The sequence below is a fragment of the Paraburkholderia solisilvae genome (assembly GCF_902859875.1).
Taxonomy (GTDB): Bacteria; Pseudomonadota; Gammaproteobacteria; order Burkholderiales; family Burkholderiaceae; genus Paraburkholderia; species Paraburkholderia solisilvae.
Genome location: NZ_CADIKF010000050.1, coordinates 19,481 through 40,021, shown reverse-complemented (window position 1 = coordinate 40,021; position 20,541 = coordinate 19,481). Strand labels below are relative to the sequence as shown.

The 20,541-nt window shown below is 65.0% G+C and carries 17 protein-coding genes; 6 read left to right on the top strand and 11 right to left on the bottom strand.

What is annotated here, in order from left to right:
- The first annotated feature begins 185 nt into the window (after positions 1-185).
- On the top strand, positions 186-1,178 hold the full coding sequence (locus tag HV675_RS25175; protein WP_377700659.1) for a DMT family transporter: 993 nt from the start codon (positions 186-188) through the stop codon (positions 1,176-1,178).
- A gap of 166 nt (positions 1,179-1,344) precedes the next feature.
- On the opposite strand, the gene bamC is transcribed toward HV675_RS25175, so the two are convergent.
- Positions 1,345-2,619 (bottom strand): outer membrane protein assembly factor BamC, encoded by a 1,275-nt coding sequence (bamC, locus tag HV675_RS25170; RefSeq protein WP_175114168.1) that lies wholly within the window; start codon positions 2,617-2,619, stop codon positions 1,345-1,347.
- Positions 2,620-3,128: 509 nt separating this feature from the next.
- Here bamC and HV675_RS25165 point away from each other — a divergent pair.
- Positions 3,129-3,587: a DUF2844 domain-containing protein gene (locus HV675_RS25165; RefSeq protein ID WP_175114184.1), complete on the top strand. Its 459-nt coding sequence runs from the start codon at positions 3,129-3,131 to the stop codon at positions 3,585-3,587.
- Positions 3,588-3,648: 61 nt separating this feature from the next.
- On the top strand, positions 3,649-4,947 hold the full coding sequence (locus tag HV675_RS25160) for a DUF3443 domain-containing protein (protein ID WP_175114167.1): 1,299 nt from the start codon (positions 3,649-3,651) through the stop codon (positions 4,945-4,947).
- A 267-nt stretch (positions 4,948-5,214) separates the two neighbouring features.
- On the opposite strand, the gene HV675_RS25155 is transcribed toward HV675_RS25160, so the two are convergent.
- Both HV675_RS25155 and HV675_RS25150 read right to left on the bottom strand, forming a co-directional pair.
- Positions 5,215-6,432 (bottom strand): OmpA family protein, encoded by a 1,218-nt coding sequence (locus HV675_RS25155; protein ID WP_175114166.1) that lies wholly within the window; start codon positions 6,430-6,432, stop codon positions 5,215-5,217.
- 100 nt (positions 6,433-6,532) lie between these two features.
- Positions 6,533-8,671 carry a YadA family autotransporter adhesin gene (locus HV675_RS25150; protein ID WP_246270526.1) on the bottom strand — a complete coding sequence of 713 codons (2,139 nt, stop codon included), beginning with the start codon at positions 8,669-8,671 and terminating at the stop codon, positions 6,533-6,535.
- Between the two features lie 382 nt (positions 8,672-9,053).
- On the opposite strand from HV675_RS25150, the gene HV675_RS25145 reads away from it, so the two are divergent.
- The gene (locus HV675_RS25145; RefSeq protein ID WP_175114165.1) at positions 9,054-10,934 is read left to right on the top strand and encodes a glycosyl transferase family 1; all 1,881 of its coding nucleotides are present in this window, start codon (positions 9,054-9,056) and stop codon (positions 10,932-10,934) included.
- Between the two features lie 21 nt (positions 10,935-10,955).
- Here HV675_RS25145 and HV675_RS25140 read toward each other — a convergent pair whose 3' ends face one another.
- The 5 genes from HV675_RS25140 to HV675_RS25120 form a co-directional block, all read right to left on the bottom strand.
- Positions 10,956-11,186, bottom strand: coding sequence for a hypothetical protein (locus HV675_RS25140; protein ID WP_175114164.1), 231 nt, complete (start codon positions 11,184-11,186; stop codon positions 10,956-10,958).
- Positions 11,187-11,456: 270 nt separating this feature from the next.
- Positions 11,457-12,110, bottom strand: a complete 654-nt coding sequence (locus HV675_RS25135) for a hypothetical protein (protein ID WP_175114163.1) — start codon at positions 12,108-12,110, stop codon at positions 11,457-11,459.
- Positions 12,111-12,261: 151 nt separating this feature from the next.
- Complete coding sequence (locus HV675_RS25130; protein ID WP_175114162.1) at positions 12,262-13,029, bottom strand: amino acid ABC transporter ATP-binding protein; 768 nt, start codon at positions 13,027-13,029, stop codon at positions 12,262-12,264.
- Positions 13,029-13,706, bottom strand: coding sequence for an amino acid ABC transporter permease (locus tag HV675_RS25125; RefSeq protein WP_175114161.1), 678 nt, complete (start codon positions 13,704-13,706; stop codon positions 13,029-13,031). Before HV675_RS25125 ends, HV675_RS25130 begins: the two co-directional genes overlap by 1 nt.
- Positions 13,707-13,786: 80 nt before the next feature.
- Positions 13,787-14,566, bottom strand: coding sequence for an amino acid ABC transporter substrate-binding protein (locus HV675_RS25120; RefSeq protein ID WP_175114160.1), 780 nt, complete (start codon positions 14,564-14,566; stop codon positions 13,787-13,789).
- A 290-nt stretch (positions 14,567-14,856) separates the two neighbouring features.
- On the opposite strand from HV675_RS25120, the gene HV675_RS25115 reads away from it, so the two are divergent.
- Complete coding sequence (locus tag HV675_RS25115) at positions 14,857-15,771, top strand: alpha/beta fold hydrolase (RefSeq protein WP_175114159.1); 915 nt, start codon at positions 14,857-14,859, stop codon at positions 15,769-15,771.
- A gap of 134 nt (positions 15,772-15,905) precedes the next feature.
- On the opposite strand, the gene HV675_RS25110 is transcribed toward HV675_RS25115, so the two are convergent.
- The 3 genes from HV675_RS25110 to HV675_RS25100 form a co-directional block, all read right to left on the bottom strand.
- Positions 15,906-16,226: a HigA family addiction module antitoxin gene (locus HV675_RS25110; protein WP_175114158.1), complete on the bottom strand. Its 321-nt coding sequence runs from the start codon at positions 16,224-16,226 to the stop codon at positions 15,906-15,908.
- A gap of 73 nt (positions 16,227-16,299) precedes the next feature.
- Complete coding sequence (locus HV675_RS25105; protein ID WP_175114157.1) at positions 16,300-16,578, bottom strand: type II toxin-antitoxin system RelE/ParE family toxin; 279 nt, start codon at positions 16,576-16,578, stop codon at positions 16,300-16,302.
- A gap of 462 nt (positions 16,579-17,040) precedes the next feature.
- Positions 17,041-17,745: a glutathione S-transferase N-terminal domain-containing protein gene (locus tag HV675_RS25100; RefSeq protein WP_175114156.1), complete on the bottom strand. Its 705-nt coding sequence runs from the start codon at positions 17,743-17,745 to the stop codon at positions 17,041-17,043.
- Positions 17,746-18,187: 442 nt separating this feature from the next.
- Between HV675_RS25100 and HV675_RS25095 the strand changes: the two genes are divergently transcribed.
- Entirely contained in the window at positions 18,188-20,539 is a 2,352-nt protein-coding gene (locus HV675_RS25095; protein WP_175114155.1) for a TonB-dependent receptor, read from the top strand.
- Positions 20,540-20,541: the final 2 nt, after the last annotated feature.

Sequence of the window (20,541 nt, the reverse complement as noted above, 5' to 3'; positions counted from 1 at the left end):
CGCTGCGCCGCGCCTCGCGCGCGGCGCTTGCGTGGCGGCCTTGCGTTGAAAAACGGGCGGCGCCTTTTTCAGGCGCCGCCCGTTTTTACATCGCACGCCGGCACTGCCGGGACGCACGCATCCGGTTTCCCGTTTCTTGCTATTTCATTCCAGCGTGAACTGTTCGCCCGATTGCCGGTGATACGATGCCTGCACGTCCTGACTCAACTGCGCGTGACGTCCCACCAATGACTCCGATCAATATCGTTCAACTACTGATTCTCGCCGCCCTATGGGGCGCGTCGTTCCTGTTTATCCGCATCGGCGTAGCCGACTTCGGCGTCACGCCGCTGATGGCATTGCGCGTCGGCATCGGCGCGCTGTTTCTGATCGTGGTCCTGATTGTGCGGCGTCCGCTGCGCGCGTCGGCCGGCACGCTGCGGCGGCAAGCGTGGCCGCTCGCGGTGGTCGGCGTGCTGAATTCGGCGGCGCCCTTCTGCCTGTTCGCGTACGCCGAGCTCACGTTGTCGGCCGGAGTGACATCGGTGATCAACGCGACCACGCCGCTGTGGGGCGCGGTCGTCGCGTTCATCTGGCTGAAGGACCGCTTGAGCGCGCTGCGCAGCATCGGCCTCGCGATCGGTTTTGCCGGCGTGCTGATGCTGGTCTGGGATCAGATCGTTGCGCCGGCCGCCAACGGTGCGAGCGCAACGCCGGCCACCACCGCGCTCGCCGCCGCCGCGGCGCTCGGCGCGACGCTACTGTACGGCATCGCGGCCAGCTATACGAAGCGCCACCTGATGGGCGTCGATGCGTTGACGGTCGCGACCGGCACCATGATCGGCGCGACCGTCGTGCTGCTGCCGTTCGCGATCGCGCAATGGCCCGCCGCGCCGATTTCGCTGCACGCGTGGAGCGCGGTGCTGTGCCTCGGCGTCGGCTGCACCGGCATTGCGTACATGCTGTTTTTCCACCTGATCGCGGTCGCCGGTCCGGCCCGCGCGATCACGGTGACGTTCGTGATTCCGGTATTCGGCATCCTGTGGGGCGCGCTGTTTCTCGGCGAACGCGTGTCGGCCGGTATGCTCGCGGGCTGCGCGGTGATTCTCGTCGGCACGGCGCTCGCGACCGGCGTCGTCAAGCGGATTCCAGGCGTCGGCACGCGCAGCGGCGCGGCGGCGGCAGTGGATAAGTCCTGAGGCAGATCGGATCGGGCGCATCCGAATACGCCCGGCACCGCCCGCGGCCGGACAAACCGCGCTGCACATGAAAAATGCCGCAGGACGTTTCCGTCCTGCGGCATTTGCACTTTCACGGCCTGGACCGTGCATGGCGGCCGCTGCTCGCGGCCGTCACTCCCAGCCGTTACTGCAGCTGATCGACCATCAGCGACATGATCTGCTTCGCCTGCGGCGACGAATCGATCGTGCCCTTGTCGTCGATCACCGCGACGCGCGTCTGGTTCGGCGTAATCGCGCGCACGTTCACGCGATACTGCTTCGCGACCTTCTCCTTGCGGCCGTGGAAAATCTGGCTCCAGAAGCCCTGTTCGGCTGACGTCATGTCCTTCGGATCGACATAGCGCACGAAGTACAGGCCGCGCGTACGGTCGCGATCGTCGACCGTGAAGTTGCTGCGATCGAGCGCAAGGCCGACGCGCAGCCATGCGCGGTCGTACGGTTCGCCGAGCGTCAGTTCGGTCGACGAAAATTGCGCTGACGCGCCCGCGCTGCTGTCGGTCGCCTTCGATGCCGGCGGCGTCTGCGCGGCAAGCGAGACGTTTTGCGCGGCCGTCGCCGCAGCCGCGGCGTTCGCGCCAGCCGGACCCGCCGCCGTGCTGCCCGCAGCCGCGTTAGGCGCCGTTTGCGCACCGGCCGGCGACAGCGCGACGTTCTGCAGCTCGCCGCCACCGGTCGTGCCGGACGCCTGCTGACGTGCCTGCGCCTGCACGAGCGACGCCATCAGCCGCTTCAGATACTCGGCCTCGAGCGCCGGATCGTTCGGCTTCGGAACCCACGTGCTCGAATCGTTGTTCGCGCCGGACAACTGCTCGCTCAGCCCCTTCTGACTCACGAACACATACGTGCCGCCGTTCGGCGCCGGCTCGAGACGCGTGCGGTACTTGTTGCGCTCGGCCGTCACATACGAGTTGCCCATCGCCTTCGACAGCGTGTTGCGGATCAAACCGTCGTTGATGGCCGGATGGGTTTCGTTCCAGTCGGTTTCCATCACGCTTCTTTTACGGTCGTCAACGACCAGCAGAAAGCCCTGTTCCTGCCAGAAGCGGCGCACCTGCGCCCAGACCTGATCCGGCGCTTCGCTGTCGACGACGAGCCAGCTTTCGGTGCCGTCGCGCTGGATATGCATGCCGGTGACCTGCGGCACAACCGCGGTTTCCGGCGGCGCCGAGCTTTGCACCTGCTGCAGCGTGGAAAAGGACGTCTGGCCGCCCTGCGGCGGCAGCGAACGCTGATCGGCGGTCTCGTCGATCATGTTCGGCGGAACGGCGAGCGACACTTCCTTCGATTTCTGGTCGCTTTTGTAATCGATTTTGGTCGGCGACGACGTGCCGCAACCGGCCACCAGTCCGCCTGCCATCAGCAATGCTGCAAACCGCGTGGTGAAACGAAGATCAGTCATGTTCGGAGAATCCTTCCGCTACGCCACGGCGTATCCGTGGATCAACCCGCTATTTTACCGGTCCGGCGACCCTGATGGCAAAAACCGGGATTTGCCCGACCCGAACCCGATTTGCGCCCGGCCCGGACTCGACTCCCACCCGACCCGCATTCGATGCAAAACCGCCGTTGCGCGGAACGTCGCGCAACGCCGCGCGAGGTCATGCGCGACATCCGCCCGCGTGGAAGCGCATCCGCCGTGCTTGTCGATTTGCCGGCGGATCGCGCTGTCTGGCGACCGCAATTTAACACTCTGCAATGTTTTCCACGCAATTCGAGCGAACCGTCAAATTCGAGATAAGTCCATTGTTTTGCCTGGAAATTTCCGGCTCACGAAGCCCTTATTTTTGAGATCGAAATCGCCCGCTCCAGCCCACGGTTGATGGGACGGACCACGCAGGTGCTACTTTGAACCGGCGATCTCAAAAAACTCAGGAGCCCTTGGCAATGAATTTCGCGATAAATCGAAGCATGATGCGCGCGACCGTCGGACTCGTCGCGGGCGCGATGTTCGCGCTGACCGCGTGGCCGGCCTGCGCGCAGCTCGGCGGCATGCAGACCGCGACGCCGGACGCGGGCAGCGAAGCCATTGCGAACAACACGCTCGCCGATGCCGGCATTCGCATCCGCGGGTGGACCGACGAAGGCGGCACGGCGATCCGCGAGTACGCGACCCGCGACGGTCTGATCTTCGCGTACACGTGGCAGGGCCCGACGATGCCCGATCTCAACCGCCTGCTCGGCCAGTACCAGACGTCTTATCGCGCGCAAGCGGCTGCGCTGGCCGGCGCCGGCGCCAGCCTGCATGCGTTGCGCGTCGCGCTGCCTGACGTGGTGGTCGACTCGGGCGGACAGATGCGCAGCTACGTGGGCCGGGCATGGCTGCCGGCCGCGCTACCGCCCGGCGTCGTGCCGGCGGATCTGCCTTGACGGAGGAGCCGTGTGTACGCGAAAAACTCCCTGCTCTACATTTTTGCCTTCCGTGTCAAAAATGACACGCGCAAGACGTGCGCGCGCGGCGGCGCCGATTGCACACGCGATCGCGGGCGCGCTCGCGCTGGCGTCGGCAACGATCCTTGCCGCATGCGGCGGCGGTGGCGGCGATAGCGGCGTCGCACAACGGCCCGCCACGACAGCGCCGAACAGCGCGCCCGTAAGCGCGCCACCAGCCGCCGCACCGTCGATTCCGCAGTCGACCACGCCGAATGTGCAGCCGATCGCGATCAATGCGCTGCCGACCCGCGTGCGCAACATGCTGACGACGAGCGTCACCCTCTGCGTGCCCGCAACGACACAATGCGCGACGATCGACAACGTGCAGGTCGATACCGGATCGCAAGGGCTGCGCCTGCTTGCGTCCGCGCTGCCCGCCGCACTCGCGCTGCCGGCCGTGGCCGGCGCCGGCGGCACAGCGGGCGCCGGCACGGTAAGCGGCGAATGCGGCGTGTTCGGCAGCGGTTATACATGGGGCGCGGTGCGTACCGCGGATATCCGGATGGCCGGGCAGGTCGCGGCCGGCCTGCCGATTCAGGTGATCGCCGACCCGGCGTTGCCGACCGTGCCGGCAGACTGCGCGAGTGCCGGCCCGGCGATGATGTCGCCCGCCACGCTGCACGTGAACGGCATTCTCGGCGTCGGCCTGTTCGCCGCGGATTGCGGCAGCGCATGCACGCGCAACGCGTTGCCGCGCTGGTACTACGCATGCGACATGAGCGGCGCGTGCACACCGAGCTCGCAGCCGCTCGCCGCGCAAGTGACCAACCCGGTCGCCGCCTTCGCCGAAAACAACAACGGCGTGATCATCGAGCTGCCGGCCGTGCCCGATGCCGGCGCACCGAGCGTCACCGGACAGTTGATCTTCGGAATCGGCACGCAGGCGAACAACACGCTGGGCGGCGCGACCGTGCTCAGAACGAACGCGCAGACCGGCTACGTGGTCACCGCCGCGGACGGCCAGACGTGGTCGCGCAGCTTTATCGACAGCGGCTCCAACGGCATGTTCTTCGCCAGCACGACGCTCGTGCAGTGCGGCCTGTGGTACTGCCCGGCGGCCGAAACGACGCAAACCGCGACCATGGCCGGTACGGACGGCGCCACGGTGACATTGTCGTTTCCCGTTGCCAACGCACAGACGCTGTTCGCCACCTCGAACAACGCATTCGACAACCTGGCGGGCATATCCGGCACGACCTTCGACTGGGGACTGCCGTTCTTCTTCGGACGCCGCATCTACACCGCGATCGAAGCACGGCCGACCGCCGCGGGCAACGGCCCGTATTACGCGTTCTGACGCGTCGCGTGCAGGCCGCGCCTCGTGTCACGCTGTGTCCGGGTCGCCGCGCGCTTACGGCCGCGGCGGGGTGCTCGCCGCAGCCTGTCACGGCGAACCGCGGCCACACGCGCAGCCCACGCGGTTCCCGATAACGCCGGTCGCCGCCGTGCGCTCACCGCTGAGGGAGAGCGCGGCGAAGGCGTTGCGGAACGGTGAGGCGCGCGCACGACACGATGACACGCCTTATGGTCGACCGGGATGGGCGCGCACCGCCGTCTCGCCGGTCTATTGCTTCTGTTGCTTCTGTTGCTTCTGTTGCGCGTTCAATTGCGCACCGGTCACGCGAATCTCGACACGCCTGTCCGGCGCGAGGCAGGCGATCAGCGCTTCCCGGTTGCGCATCGAACAGGCGCTGCCCGGCTGCGCCTTGCCGAAGCCGCGCGCGTCGATCGGCACGCTCACGCCGCGGCCGGCCAGATAGCGCCGCACCGTATCCGCCCGCTCACGCGACAGACGCAGGTTGTAGTCCGCCGACCCGAGCCGGTCCGTATAGCCGGCGACGACCAGCCGCTCGATCGTGTCGAGCGCTCGCAAGCGCGCCGCGACACGATCGAGTTGCTGGCGCCCTTCGTCGCTGATCGCGGCGAGATCGCCGCGGCCGAACGCGAACAACGCATCGGCCGACAGCGCAATCACTTCCGGCGCAGGCGCGGACACGGAGGCGAGCGGCGCCTTGCACGCGGCGAGCGCCTGCGTGGCGTCGCGCAAAGGCGCTTGCAGCGCGTCGGCACGCTGCTGTGCGGTGGTGAATGCGCGCGTCCACGCGTCGTGCCCGGCTCGCGTCAGTTCCACCTCGGCGCATGCAGTCAGTTTCTGTGCCGGCGGACAGGACGCGAAACGGGTATCCGCCTTCAGCGCCGCCAGTTGCGCCCAGAGATCCGGGCGCACCGGCACGGACGTGCGCAAGGTTCGCCCGCCGACCGTTCGTGCATTACCCGATGCCGGGACCGGCTGCGACCTGGATTTGTGGCCTGACTCGAGGCCCGATTCGAGGCCTGATTCGCGGCCTGATTCGCGGCCTGATTCCAAGTCTGACTCGAGGCCTGATTTGCGGTCTGACTCGTGGCCTGATTCCAGGCCTGAGATCAGGCGTGTGGCCTCGCCGATCGACTCCTCGACAAAGCCCCATTCGTCGCGCGCCGCAAACGCCTGTTTGCCCGTGTCGATCCAGCATTGCGCCTTCGCACCGTCGTATGACAGCTGCTTCGAACCGAGCCGGTCGAGCCTCTTCTGTAACGCCTCGAGCGTGGCGCCGCGGCGCTTGATGGGCGTGTAGACGTCGGTCCACGCGCTGAGCGCCGCGCCTGCCGGCGCGTCCTGCGGCGTGCCGAACCCGCCGTGTGCGACCGACGGATCGCGAATATCGAGTTGCTCGCGCGCCGCCTGCCCTGCACAGCCCGAACAGGCAGCGAGCACGGCCGCGACGATGCACAGTTGCTTCATATCGTTCCCTTACGCTTGAGCGCCGCGCGTGAGCGTCTCGTTGATCGAGCGTTTGCACGCACGGCGCCCGCACACTTCTTCGATGGTTGACCGGCGAGCGTCAGTCGCCGATGACGATGCCGACGCCGGCCCTGACGATCGTGCTGTTGCTGCCCGCCGAAGCGACACCCGCATTGAGATTGAAGGTGCCCTTCTCGCTCCAGCGCGAGACGCCGATGGCAAGCGCCGCCTGCCCGCGGTACGCGGCTACGCCCGCATTGAGCGTCGTGCGCCCAGGCAGATACGGCGTGACGATCTGCAACGCCGAGGCCGACGCAATGCCTTTGCGTGTGCTTCGGTCGAGATCGCGGAGCGCCTGCTGGGTCTGGTTGAACGCGCTGTTCAACTGGTCGAGGTTCACCGCATCGGTGCCGCGCGTGCCCGGCGCGACGTTCGCGATCTGTCGTTCGGCGCCTGGGCTGCCGACCGACACCGTGTTCGCACGATCCGCCACCGAACCCGCGCCGAGCGCCACCGCGCCGTCCGCCGACGCGACGCTGTTCCAGCCGAACGCGGATGCGCCGTTGCCCTGCGCCGTGGCATATGCGCCGAGCGCGCTGGCGGTGTCGCCGGTCGCGTGGGCATTCGCACCGAGCGCGAGCGCCGCTTCGCCGTTTGCCGATGCGTTCGCGCCAAGCGCCGCCGCATGCGACCCGCTTGCCTGCGCGGCTTCGCGCGTCGCATCGCCGTTCACCGCGACAAACGGACTCGGCGCGCGCGGCAGATCGTTGTTGATCGCGTGACTGATCGCACTGTTCAACTGACCGACGTTGACCGCGTCGGCATCGAGCACGCCGTTCGCGACGTTGTGGATGTGCGTGCCGCCCGCGATGCCCTTGCCGAGCGTGATGCTGCTGTAGTCGACCTGGCCTGCGGCGTTGTCGTAAGTCACCGCGCTGCTTGCATTGCCGTTGCCGTCGATCAGGCCGGCATCTTTCAGCTGCCGCACGTTCACCGCATCGGTGTCCGCGGTACCGGCCGCGACGTTGGCGATCTGCCGCTCGCGCCCCGCGGCGCCGACCGATACGACGTTGTCGCGATCCGCGATCGAATTCGCGCCCAGTGCGATCGAATTCGCCGCCGACGCCCGCGCGTTGCCGCCGATGGCGATCGCTTCACTGCCGGTTGCCGCCGCGTCGCTCAACGCGGAGTTCGCGCGGAAGTAACGAACCACCATCGAGCCGCCGCTGCTGATGTTGTTCACCACGCTGGTCAGATCGTCGAGGCGGACCGTATTGGTCGTCACCCGGCCATCGAGATTCGCGAGCGCATCGCCGACGTTGCGATACACGCTGCCGCCCACGTCGTACACAGGCGCCGACACGGCGCCATCCGCGTTCAGCGAAGCGCCGCCGCCGAATGCCGCCGCGGCGCCTTTCAACTGCGCGACGTTCACGACGTCCGTATCCGAGGTGCCCGCCGCCACGTTGACGATTTGCCGGCGCAACCCCGCATTGCCGACCGACACCGCGTTCTGCCGGTCCGCCACCGAGTTCGCGCCCAGCGCGACGCTGCCCGCGCCGGCCGCAAGCGTATCGGCGCCTAGCGCCAGCGCGCCCACCGCCTCGCGAGAGGTGGTGGCGTTCGAGCCGATCGCGGCGGACTTTACGCCGGAAGCGGTGGACTCCCTGCCCATCGCCAGGGTCTCCGCGCTGTCGCCGCGCGCGAGGTGGCCGATCGCGACCGCGCCGTCCGCTTCGAAACCCGTCGATGCGTAGGCGCCGATCACGGTTGTGCGCAGCCCCAATGCGCCTGCGCCCGCACCCACCGCCGTCGAATACGAGCGCGCGGCAAACGCGCCCGCACCGACCGCGGTTGCATTGATGCCCGAGGCCGCCGATGTCGGGCCGACCGCCATCGCGTTGAGATCCTCGGACGCGTGGGTCGGCGCGCCCGGCGTGGTGTTGACGCTCACCGCAATGTAGTCGGTGACCGGCGCCGCGGCCAGCAAGGCCGCATGCAGCGGCAGCCCGGATGGCTGCGCCGACAGCTGCCGCATCAGCGCGAGCGTGACGCTGTCCGTTTCCGCGCTATCCGCCGCGCTCGCCGCATGAGCGAGCGAGGCCGCCCCGATGCCGACCGCCAGCGCCGCCAGCCGCGCCGCTCCCGGCGACATTCGCGGCCGCCGCGCGCTGCGCCGCGCCGCCACCACCGATGCATATTTGTCGCGCGCACGCGTGACATATCGTTTCTTCTTCATCTCTAGCCCTGCAACGTGTAAATGCCCGACCGATTCGAGCCAACCCCGCTCCGCCGCTCAAGACCGGCAAGCGGATGACACTGCCTATCAATATGGATAACGAATCAATTTCTACGAACCGATTGCATCGCGATCTCCTTCCTTTCCGGCCAACACGATCTCTCCAATTCGCCGGCCGCCGTCAATACAAAGCCGCGCCGACAGCATCGCCCAGTCGACCGACAAGTTTGCTTACGTCGAACGACAGGCGAATCCTACAAACATTGCGCGTCTTTCGATACAAGAAAACTCCCAAAACGATGGCAGCACGGGCACATTGACGGCCGCCATCCATTCACCAGCCGATACAATTAGCGATGCAAACCTTTCTACCTAAACATGTATGGCCACTTCTTTCCTGCTCGATGACTTCGAGCACCATGTCTATCGTCGTGAGCATGACGAAGCCGCCGGCCAGCTGACGCTGCTGCTCTCGCTGCTGCAACAGAAGCGCGGCGAACTCGACGGCGACTTTCGCGCATCCGGCATCGCGAACTTGCCGCCTGACTTGCAGCGCGAACGCTTTTACGCTCGTGCGGTGGCGGCCATCACGACGCTCTTTGCCGATCCGGCGTTTCGCCCGCAAGGCACCGTGTTCACTATGCTGATGTCCGCGCACGCATGGCTTGGCGCGTTATTCGCGGCCACGCCGCTCGGTCACGCCGACCACGTCGGGCGCTGTCTCTATGCGCAGTGGACCGGCGACTCGCCTTCGAGCGCCACAGACGGCGCGCTCGAGAAACTGTACCTGCTCTATTCAGGCGAATCCGATCTGACGCTCGAGCTGGATACGCTTTGGACACGCCAACCGGCGGTCGCCGCCAACCTTGCGCTGGCCTTGCTGTCCGCCGAATTCCAGGGCACCGCGAGCGCACACGGCAAACGCGAGGCGTTGCTCGAATGGCTGCCCGGCAAGCTCGCGCAAATCGGCAGCCTCGATGTCCTGCCGACCGGTGTGCTGCACAACGCGTATATGTTCTGCAGCTACGCGGATACGCCGCGCCGTCATGCGATCAAGGCCGACATCAATCAACTCGTGCGCCGCAAGCTGGACGAACTCGGACTGGACGACCTCGACGCGGCGGCGGCACCCGCAGCCGGACGCAAGCGCAGGAAAAAGCCGCTGATGATGGTCGTGCTCGAGTGGTTCGGCAGCGCGCATTCGATCTATCGCACGCATTCGCGCACGCTCGCCGCGGCGCGCGAGCATTTCGACGTGGTTGCGTTCGGCTTCGGGTATGCCGTCGACGACGCGGGGCGTGCGCTGTTCGATCGCTTTATCGAACTGAAGGAGCCGGACTATATCGGCGAATGCCTGAAGACGATTCGCGATTTCGCCGAGGCTGAACAACCGGACGTGCTCTATATGCCGAGCGTCGGCATGTTCGTATTGACGATTTTCATGTCGAACCTGCGCATCGCGCCGCTGCAGATTGCCGGACTCGGTCATCCTGCCACCACCCGCTCGGAGCGGATCGACTATGTGAGTGTCGAGGAAGACTACGTCGGCGACCCGGCCTGCTTCAGCGAAAAGCTGCTGATGCTGCCGCGCGACGGCCAACCCTATGTCGCGTCGAGTGCGCTGCCGCCGCTCACGCCCGCGGTGCCCGCCCGGCGCGACACGCTGGAGATTGTCGTGACGGCAAGCCAGATGAAGCTCAATCCACGTTTTTTCGACGCCTGCAGACGGATCCGCGAAGCCGCGCGCGCACCGGTGCAGTTTCATCTGATGACCGGCGCACGGCATGGCCTGCTGCTCGAGCAGATGCGCCGCGCCGCCGCGCTCGTGCTGCCGGGTGCCGTCGTGCACGGCTTTTATCCGTACGCGGACTATCTCGCGCGCGTTCAGCACGCGGATCTGTTCTTGAGCCCGTTCCCGTTCGGCAATACGAACGGCATTGTCGATGCATTCACGCTTGGGGTGCCAGGCATTTGCAAAACGGGACCCGAGGTGTTCGAGCATATCGACGGGGCGTTGTTCGAGCGTGCGGGAATGCCGGCATGGACCATCGCGTCATCGGTCGACGACTATACGAACGCCGCGCTCAGAATGATCGATCAGCACGATGAGCGCGAAATGTTGCGCGCCCGGTTGATCGAAACAGCAGCGGTCGGGCGATTCTTCGAGGGCCGGCCGCAGGTTTTCGGCGAACGCGTGCGGCAACTCGTCGAGCAAACCCGATCTGCCGCCGGCAGCGTGCCGGACGACGCGATGGCGCACTGATGGCGCGCGACGGATGCGCCGCTAGGCGGCGCCGCCCGCCAGCACCTTTTCGAGCGCCATCGAGCGCGCGGCCTCTTCCGCCGCCGCCGCAGTATTGAACACACTGCCCGACACATGCACCTGATGCCAGTCAGGCTGGTCGGCCGCATCGCGGAAAATCCGGAAGCGTGCGCAGAAGCCGTGCGGCTTGACCGGAACGACGTCGATATCCACCGACGCGCCTTCAATCTGATGTCTGATGTAGCCGTCCATGCTGACCTCCCGCTTCACCCTGGGGAAATCGTAGCACTGCAGGCCGCGCGCGCACGCAAGCGCAGTCGATGCGCATGTTGCGGTGCGATAGGGGTGGGCGAACGGCGATCGCTGCACGGGCGGTGAGAACGGGCCGCTCGTGGAGAGCGAGGCACGGCTAGCGGTTGGCCTGTGCGCTGGATGGTCCGGACGGATCGGCTGACGCGCGTGTCGCAGAGCGGTTGCGCAAGTGGAGCGGCGGCGCGACCAGGCCGTTCGTTACGTTACCCGTTACTCGGACGGCTCGCTCGCAGCAACATCGGCACGCTTCGCCAGTTTGGCAGGCGCGAGCCATCGGAATGACGTGAGGCTCTCGCCGTCGAACTGGCATTCCATCGCAGCGGGAATCGCGAGCTTGACTGGCTTCGCGGGCCCACGGCGTGTCACTTCCGGTTTGGCCGTGCCGCTTTCAACCGGCGCGGCCGCGAATGGCGGCGCCGTCGCGCCGAGTACGGCCATCGGCGTCGAGGTGGTCTGCCACGCCGGCGCGGTGGGTGACGCCATCGATGTCACCGCAGCCGCCGATGCGGCCGACGCAGCCGCAGCAGCGGCCGCTACCGACGAGTTCGATGCCGCCGCCGCAGTCGCCGCCGCGGTCGCCATGGACGGCGTCGGCGGAGGCGGCAACCCGGCCCAGTCCGCCTGAATCGCCGGCACCGACGACGCCGGCACCGTGCTCACGAACGCGCCCTCGACCACCACGCGGCTACCGTGAATACCCGCGCCGGTATGACTGATCGTCATCGTCTCCGACGCCGCGTCCTCGCCTGCCGCGCTACGCATTCTGTCTTCACACAGCGCGGAGTTCTTGTAGACAGCCGTACACCCCGCGAAGAGCGCGAGCGCCGCAGCAGCGGAAACGAGAGTAAAAACGCGGGTGTTCATAAATCGTCCGTTCTTGATCTGCCGGGCATTGTAGCCTGGGGCGATCCGGAACCCGCCGCCACACCGCGCATGCGGCACACGGCCGTACACAGCCGGCTCGCGGCCTGGCGGGACGAGCCGAAGGCCGGCGCCCACGCATGGCGTCCGGCGATCAGTTCGCCCACGCGTCGGGCAAGCTTTGCGTAAGCGTCGACACGAAGTTCGCGGTTTCCTGCTTGCGCGGCCGCGTAAAGATCTCGCGCGACGGACCGGCTTCGACCACGACGCCGTTGCTCAGGAACAGCACATCGCGTGAAATGGATGCGGCGAGGCGCAGGTCGTGCGTGGCCATCAACATCGTCATGCCTTCCTGCGCGAGCTGACGCAGCACCTCCACGACCTCGCCGGCGAGACCCGGGTCGAGCGCGGAAGTCGGCTCGTCGCACAACAGCACGTCCGGCGACGGTGCGAGCGCGCGCGCAATCGCGACGCGCTGCTGCTGGCCGCCCGATAGCGTGGTCGGCCACGCGTCCGCCTTGTGTGCGATGCCGACTTTCTCGAGCAACTCCAGCGCGCGCGCACGGGCACGGTCCGGATCCCATTTCTGCACGCTCACGAGCCCTTCCATCACGTTCTCGAGCGCGGTGCGATGCGGAAACAGCTGGAAGTTCTGGAACACCATGCCGGTCCGGCGGCGAATGGCGAGCACGGTGTCGCGCGGCGGCCGGCTTGCGCGGCTGAACTCGACACGCAGGTCGCCGAGTTCCAGCGTGCCCGCCTCCGGAATTTCCAGCAGGTTCACGCAGCGCAACAGCGTGCTCTTGCCGCTGCCCGACGGGCCGATCAACGCGGTGACGCTGCCCGGTTCGAGCGCGAGATCGACCGCGGAAAGCACGCGATGGCTGCCGAAGTATTTGTCGATTTTCTCGAGACGGATCATCAGCTGCCCGACTGGAAAAGCGCATGCCGCCCGAACCTGCGTTCAAGCCGTACCTGCGCGGAAGACAGCACCGAGCTGAACACCAGGTAAATCAGCGCGGCTTCCGTATAGAGAATGAGTGGCTCATACGTGACCGATGCGATGCGCTGCGCCGCCTGGAAAATTTCCGGCACGGTCAGCACCGCCGCGAGCGACGTGTCCTTGACAAGCACGATAAACGAGTTCGACAGCGGCGGTAACGCGACGCGCGCCGCCTGCGGCAGGACGACGCGCAACAGCGCCTGGCTGCGCGTCATGCCGATCGAGTACGCGGCTTCCCACTGCCCTTTCGGAATCGACTCGATCACGCCGCGAATCACTTCGGAATTGTACGCGCCGACATTCAGCGAAAAGCCGATGATCGCCGCCGTCAACGGATCGAGCACGATGCCGACGCTCGGCAAGCCGTAAAAGATCACGAAAAGTTGCACGAGCAGCGGCGAGCCGCGGATCAGCCACACATAGAAGCGCACGATTGCCACGGCCCACGGCGGCCCGAACAGGCGCAGCAACGCGGCGACGAACGCAAGCGTCAAGCCGAGCGCGAACGAGACGAGCGTAAGCGGCACCGTAAAGACGAGGCCCGCGTACAGCAGGGGCCACAGGGACTGACCCATCAGATGCAGCCAGGCAGGCATGATTCAGGCTCGCGTGATTCGTGTTTTGTGTGCAGCTGGCGAAAACAAATGTGCAGCGCGACGCTCGAGCGCAATGCCGCTCATTGCGACACGTCTTTGCCGAAGTACTTGTCCGAAATCTTCGCGTAGGTGCCGTCCGCCTTCATATCCTGCAGCGCCTTGTCGATCGCTGCCTTCAATTCCGGGTTGCCCTTGCGAATCAGCACGGCGGAATGGTCGCTATCCGCGCCGTTGTCGATTGCCGCGATTTTCACCTTCGCGTCCGGCTTGTGCTTCTTGAAGTCGAGGAACGACAGCGAATCGTTGACGGTTGCGTCGACACGGCCCGACGTCAGCAGGTCGATCGATTCGTTGAAGCCCTGCACCGGCACCACTTCCGCACCGCGCGCGGCAGCGAGCTTGCCGAAGTTGCTGGTGAGCGTATTGGCCGACTTCTTGCCTTTCAGGTCGTCGAACGACTTGATCGACGTGTTGTCCGCGCGGACGATCAGTGCCGGGTGCGACACGATGTACGGATCGGAAAAGTCGTATTTGACCTTGCGGGCGTCGGTGATCGCCACTTCATTGATCACCGCGTCATAGCGGTTCACATCGAGGCCGGCGATCAGGCCGTCCCACTTGCCTTCGATGAACTCCGGCTTGACGCCGAGGCGTTTCGCGATCTCGCGGCCGATCTCGACGTCAAAGCCCGTCAGTTGTCCGGAAGCGTCGTGAAACGAGAACGGCGCATAAGTGCCTTCCGTGCCGATCTTGATCACGCCGGCGGATTTGATCTGTGCGAGGCCGTCCGCCGCGAACGCCGTGGTTGCCGCTGCCACTTGCAGCAGGCCGATCAGCAGAAGGGATCGAATCGACTTCATGACTATGAGCTCCTGATTTGTTTTTCCGTCAAGGCGATGTCTGCAACTGACAGACGCGCCGCAGAGTGCGCGGACTGTAGCAAACGGCCTTTATTTCGGCAACGCATTTTGCGCTTTAAACATATGCGATGGCGGAATAAGCTAGACCGAAACCGCAAGTTTGGCAAGACGCATGTCTACCGGGCAAACCTCGCTTAACTGGCACCGGCGCGGGCACCGGCGCGCGACGCAGCCGGAAAGGTCAGGTATGCGATGCTCTGCAACAACCGTTCACGGAGGCCGTCGACGCAATGCACAGTCCAATCGAGCCCGCTCCCGCCCCCGACGGTGGCCCTGCGCACACTGCCCGCAGCGCATTTGCCGAACTGCCTTCGAGTGCAGCCCATCCTGCGCTCGCCCTCGAGTACCGGTGGCTCAACCCGCATTGGCGTGACGCGCCGCTCGCCGTGTTCCTGCACGAAGGGCTCGGCTCGGTCGCCATGTGGAAAAACTGGCCGCAGTCATTGTGCGACCGGCTGGGCATGCGCGGCCTCGTCTATTCCCGCCCCGGTTATGGGCGCTCGACGCCACGCCCACACGACATGAAGCTGCCCGTCGATTACCTGGCAACCCAGGCACGCGACGTGTTGCCCGCGCTGCTCGATGTGCTCGGCGTCGGCGCCGCGGAGCGTGCCCGCATGTGGCTGATCGGCCATAGCGACGGCGCGTCGATTGCGCTGCTGTACGCGAGCGCCTATGTGCGTGCGCTTGCGGGAGCCGTGGTGATCGCGCCGCACGTTTTTGTCGAAGCGGTGTCGATCGAAGGAATCGTCGAATCCAGAATGGCCTACGAGCAAGGCAATTTACGCGACAAGCTCGCTCGCTATCATGCCGATGTCGACTCCGCGTTTTACGGCTGGAGCGATATCTGGCTCAGCCCGGCGTTCAGGACATGGAACATTGTGGAGTTACTGCCTGCGATTCGCTGCCCTCTGCTCGCCGTACAGGGCTGCGACGATCACTATGGAACGATGGCGCAAATTGAGCGGATTGCCGATGAGGTTCCGCATACAAAGCGGGTCAAGCTGGGAAATTGCGGCCACTCGCCGCATGTCGAAACACCCGGCGCACTCGACGATGCAATTGAGTCGTTCATCACGGCGAGTCGTTCATCACGGCGAGTCGTTCGTAGCGGCGAGTCGTTCGTAAAGGCGTCAAAGCGTTGACACAATTCGCCCCGGCACGGGCGACTCATGCGAAATGACATGTAGTCAGCCTGCTGACACGCACTGCCTGCCTCACATGCGCAGCGCGCCATACCGAAGCCTTCCCCACTCCGGCATAGCGTGACGCCCGCACATCAGGCGACGGCTCGCAAGCCGTCAGGCGTCGGCGCCGGCTTGACCTTCTTCGGCGCATGCTTGCGCGCTTGCCACAAGTCGTAATCCACCTGCAAACCGAGCCATAGGTCGGCGCGGCCGCCGCGCTCGACACCGAGCCACGCTTCGATACGCAATGCCATTTCCGCCGTGACGCCCGCCCGTTCGTTCAACACACGCGACAGCATCACACGCGATACGCCCAACTGGCTCGCGGCCTCCGTCACACTCAACTGCAGCGCGGGCAGCACATCTTCGCGCAGGATCGCGCCGGGATGCGGAGGATTGAACATCTTGGCCATAAACACCTCTCTACAAGAAATACAAGAAAACCGACAAGACGCCATGCTTCGGCGCCGGCAATGCGCAACCACCTTAGTGATAGTTCTCATAGTTGACGAGAATGACATCTCCCTCGTCGAACTCGAACGTCAACCGCCAGTGGCTATTCACCTGAACCGACCAGCAACTTTTCCGGTTGCCCTGCAACTCATGCAACCCCCAGCCGAACTGGTTCATATCCGCCGGGATTTTCGCCCGGTTCAACACGCCCAGTTGACGTTGCAGCTTCGCCGCATGCGCCGGCTGTATGCCGCTTTCGCAGCCTGTCAGAAAAAAACGCTCAAGGCCTTTGTGCCTGAATGATTTGATCATCTTCGATCTTCCGGGACCGCGCCTGCCTCACGGCGTTGTCCTCATCCCGCACAGACACCACTATAAACTGTAAACCGAAGCTTTACAATAGTACGGAACCGGGCAGGACCGCCCCGTGCCGCTGCATGCTCTTTGCCTCATCGAAACATCGCACTGCGACTGGTTTTCGCGAGGGACGCGATACAGCGAACCGTGTCTTTCCGCGTGCTGTTTGCGCCGCCATCCGAGAAAAAAACTGCAAGGAAAACGGGAGCAAAAGCGCAGCCTTCACGCGGTCCTGCCGCGCTCGATACGGGTACCTGATCCACGGCTGCGGGCAACGAAAAACACCTGAGCGCCCGCGCCGTGTGAGGTCTATCTTCCGTGATGCACGAGGTCTGCCGCAATATGCCGATCGGCCAGTCGCGCGGACTTTTTTGTGTGATCGCGCGCGGCTGCGCACAAGCGTGAAGGCGCCGACGCTCAGCCTGGTTGCGGAATCGTCAAGCCGCGCGCGACTGCGGGGCGCGCGACGAATGCATCGAGCACACGCGTGACATGTTTGAAATCCGCGATGCCGACCAGTTCGCCGGCTTCATAGAAGCCGGTCAGATTGCGCACCCACGGAAACACCGCGATATCGGCAATCGTATAAGCGTCGCCCATCATCCATGGCCGGCCCGCGAGCCGGTCGTCGAGCACATTGAGCAGACGCCGCGCTTCGCCGGCATAGCGGTCGCGCGGACGCTTGTCTTCATAGTCCTTGCCGGCAAACTTGTTGAAGAACCCGACCTGTCCGAACATCGGCCCGATGCCGCCCATCTGGAACATCAGCCATTGAATCGTTTCGTAGCGCTCAGCGGGGTTTTGCGCAATGAGCTGACCGGTCTTGTCCGCCAGATACAGCAGGATCGCGCCGGACTCGAACAGCGCGAGCGGCTGCCCTTGCGGCCCATTCGGATCGATGATCGCGGGGATTTTCGCGTTCGGGTTCAGCGCGCGAAACGCGGCTGACTTCTGGTCTTCCGTATCGAAGTTCACACGATGCGGCTCATAAGGCAAGCCGGTTTCCTCCAGCATGATCGACACCTTCACGCCGTTCGGCGTCGGCATCGAATACAGCTGCAGACGATCGGGATGCTGCGCCGGCCAGCGAGCCGTGATCGGGAAAGTGGAAAGATCGGTCATCGGGTTGTCTCCTCTTTTATTCGAACGCGGCACGGTGCGATCGCATCCGGGCGCCAATACGGCAATACGGCGACCGCTAATCGAACGGCCGTCACGTACGCGACACGCCCAATATAACCATTCCACTTGCCATTGTCCGGCGCTGCCCGACCGGACCGCCAGCCCGCACCCCTCCCCGCGCGGCAAATGCAAAGCGCCCCACCAATGCATGCTCGACCCGATGAATCGCAAATATTTAATGTCGATTTGAAATGTTATGTTATATCATTTGCCCCGCTGCGCATGACGACGGATCGGCCTCAAAGCGGCTTCAAGCGATCTCAAGCGGCCGTAGAGATGACCGCATCACCACCGCGCAGCCACGGGAGCCCGCCGCGCAATAGCCATCGGATAGCCAGAGCGGGCCTGAAAGAAGACCAACAACTCGAAAACATTTTTCCGGATGAAATCTCGCACACACATCGCGCAAGCGGCCGTGCTGCTGTTCGCGGCGCTTGCCGGCAGCCACACCTGGGCGGCCGCTTCGGCCACGACATTGAGCGGCACCGTGCAGGACCCGAACGGCAAGCCGATCCCGCATGCGGATATCCAGCTGAAGACCTCGAGCGGCGGCGATGCCGGCCATGCAAGCACGGATGCGCAAGGTCACTTCGAACTGCACGACGTCGCGCCCGGCGCATATGCGGTTGCCGTCACCGCAACCGGCTTCGCGGCGACCACGAAGCTCGCCGATACGACGGGCGGCACGGCCGCACCGCTTGCGCTCACGCTCAAGAAAGACGACACGCTCGATGTCAACGTCAACGCCAAGCGGCTTGATCAGGCGCGCAACGGGCTGTTGCCCGAGACCGGCAGCAGCATCTACCGCATCACGAGTGCCGATATCCAGCAGATGCCGCAGGGCGAAAACACGCCGTTGAACCAGGTGCTGCTGCAGGCGCCCGGTGTGGTCGACGACTCGTTCGGCCAGGTGCACGTGCGCGGCGATCATGCGGACCTGCAATACCGGATCAACGGCATTCAGATTCCCGAGCCGATCAGCGGCTTCGGTCAATCGTTCGATACGCGCATCATCGACCAGGTGAATCTGCTGACCGGAGCATTGCCGGCGCAGTATGGCGACCGCACGGCCGGCGTGGTCGATATCCATACCAGGAACGGCGACGCCGGCGACGGCGGCTCGATCGACGTATTCGGCGGCAGCCATCAGACGCTGCGCACGAGCGCCGACGTGTACGGCAGCAAAGGCGACTTCAGCTACTTCTTCACCGGCTCGCTGGGCGTCAACAACCTCGGCATCGAGGCGCCGACCGCGAGCCCGTCTCCGATTCACGACCACACGCGCCAGGGCGACGCGTTCGGCTACATGTCGTATCTGATCAATCCGCTCACGCGTATTTCCGTGATGTTCGGCACGGCGGCCAACCAGTTCGAGATTCCGAACACGCCGGGTCTGCCGCAGGTGTTTACGCTGGCCGGCACGCCGACCTTCAATTCGGCGAACCTCAACGAGACGCAGTCGGAGTTGACCAACTACGCGGTGGTCGCGTTGCAAGGCACGAACGGGGCCGCGTTCGACTATCAGGTCGCGTTCTTCACGCGCTATACGCGTACGCAGTTCAATGGCGATCCGATCGGCGATCTGATCTTCAACGGCGTCGCGTCGAACGACTTCCACAACGACACCTCGAACGGTCTGCAAGCCGATACGACGTGGCGTCTGAACGGCGCGCACACGTTGCGCGCCGGCGTGCAGCTGCAGCAGGAACACGCGCAGTTCAGCGACACGGTGTCGGTGTTTCCGACCGACGCCGACGGCAATCAGGCATCCGACGTGCCGATGACGCTGCAGGATTCGAGCAGCAAGACCGGCTATCTGTACAGCGCGTATCTGCAGGACGAGTGGAAAATCACCAGCAAGCTGACGCTGAACTACGGTCTGCGCTACGACGGCATGGACGAGTTCGTGACCGCTCATCAGTTCAGCCCGCGCATCGGCGCCGTCTACCAGCTGACGCCCGCGACCACGCTGCACGCCGGCTTTGCGCGCTACTTCACGCCGCCGTCGTTCGAACTGGTGACGAGCGGCACGATCGGCCGCTTCGCCGGCACGACCAACGCGCCCGAAGTCACGCAAAACGACCCGGTGCAGCCGGAACGCGACGACTACTTCGATCTCGGCGTCACGCAGCGCCTCGGCTCGGACGTGACCGTCGGGCTCGACGCGTACTACAAGAAAGCGCACAACCTGCTCGACGAAGGCCAGTTCGGCACCGCGCTGATCTTCGCGCCGTTCAACTACCGGTACGGGCGCGTCTATGGTCTCGAGTTCACCGCGAACTACAAGCACGAAAACGTCTCCGCGTACCTGAACCTCGCGTATAGCCGTGCGCAGGGCAAGGACATCGATTCCGCGCAGTTCAACTTCGGCGCCGACGAGCTCGCGTTCATCGCGAAAAATTTCGTGTTCCTCGATCACGATCAGAGCGTGACCGCGTCGCTGGGCGGTGCGTACACGTGGCATACGTTCACCTTCACCGCGGACGGCACGGTCGGCAGCGGGCTGCGCGCGGGCTTTGCGAACACCGACAAGCTGCCGCTCTACGCGCAGTTCAATTTCGGCGTGATCGACCACATCCATGCGCCGGTGGTCGGCAAGGTCGACGTGCGCGCCTCGGTGGTGAACGCGTTCGGCCGCGTGTATGAGCTGCGCGACGGTTCCGGCATCGGCGTCGGCGCACCGCAGTTCGGCCCGTATCGCGCGTTCTATGCGGGCGTCACGAAGTACTTCTGAAG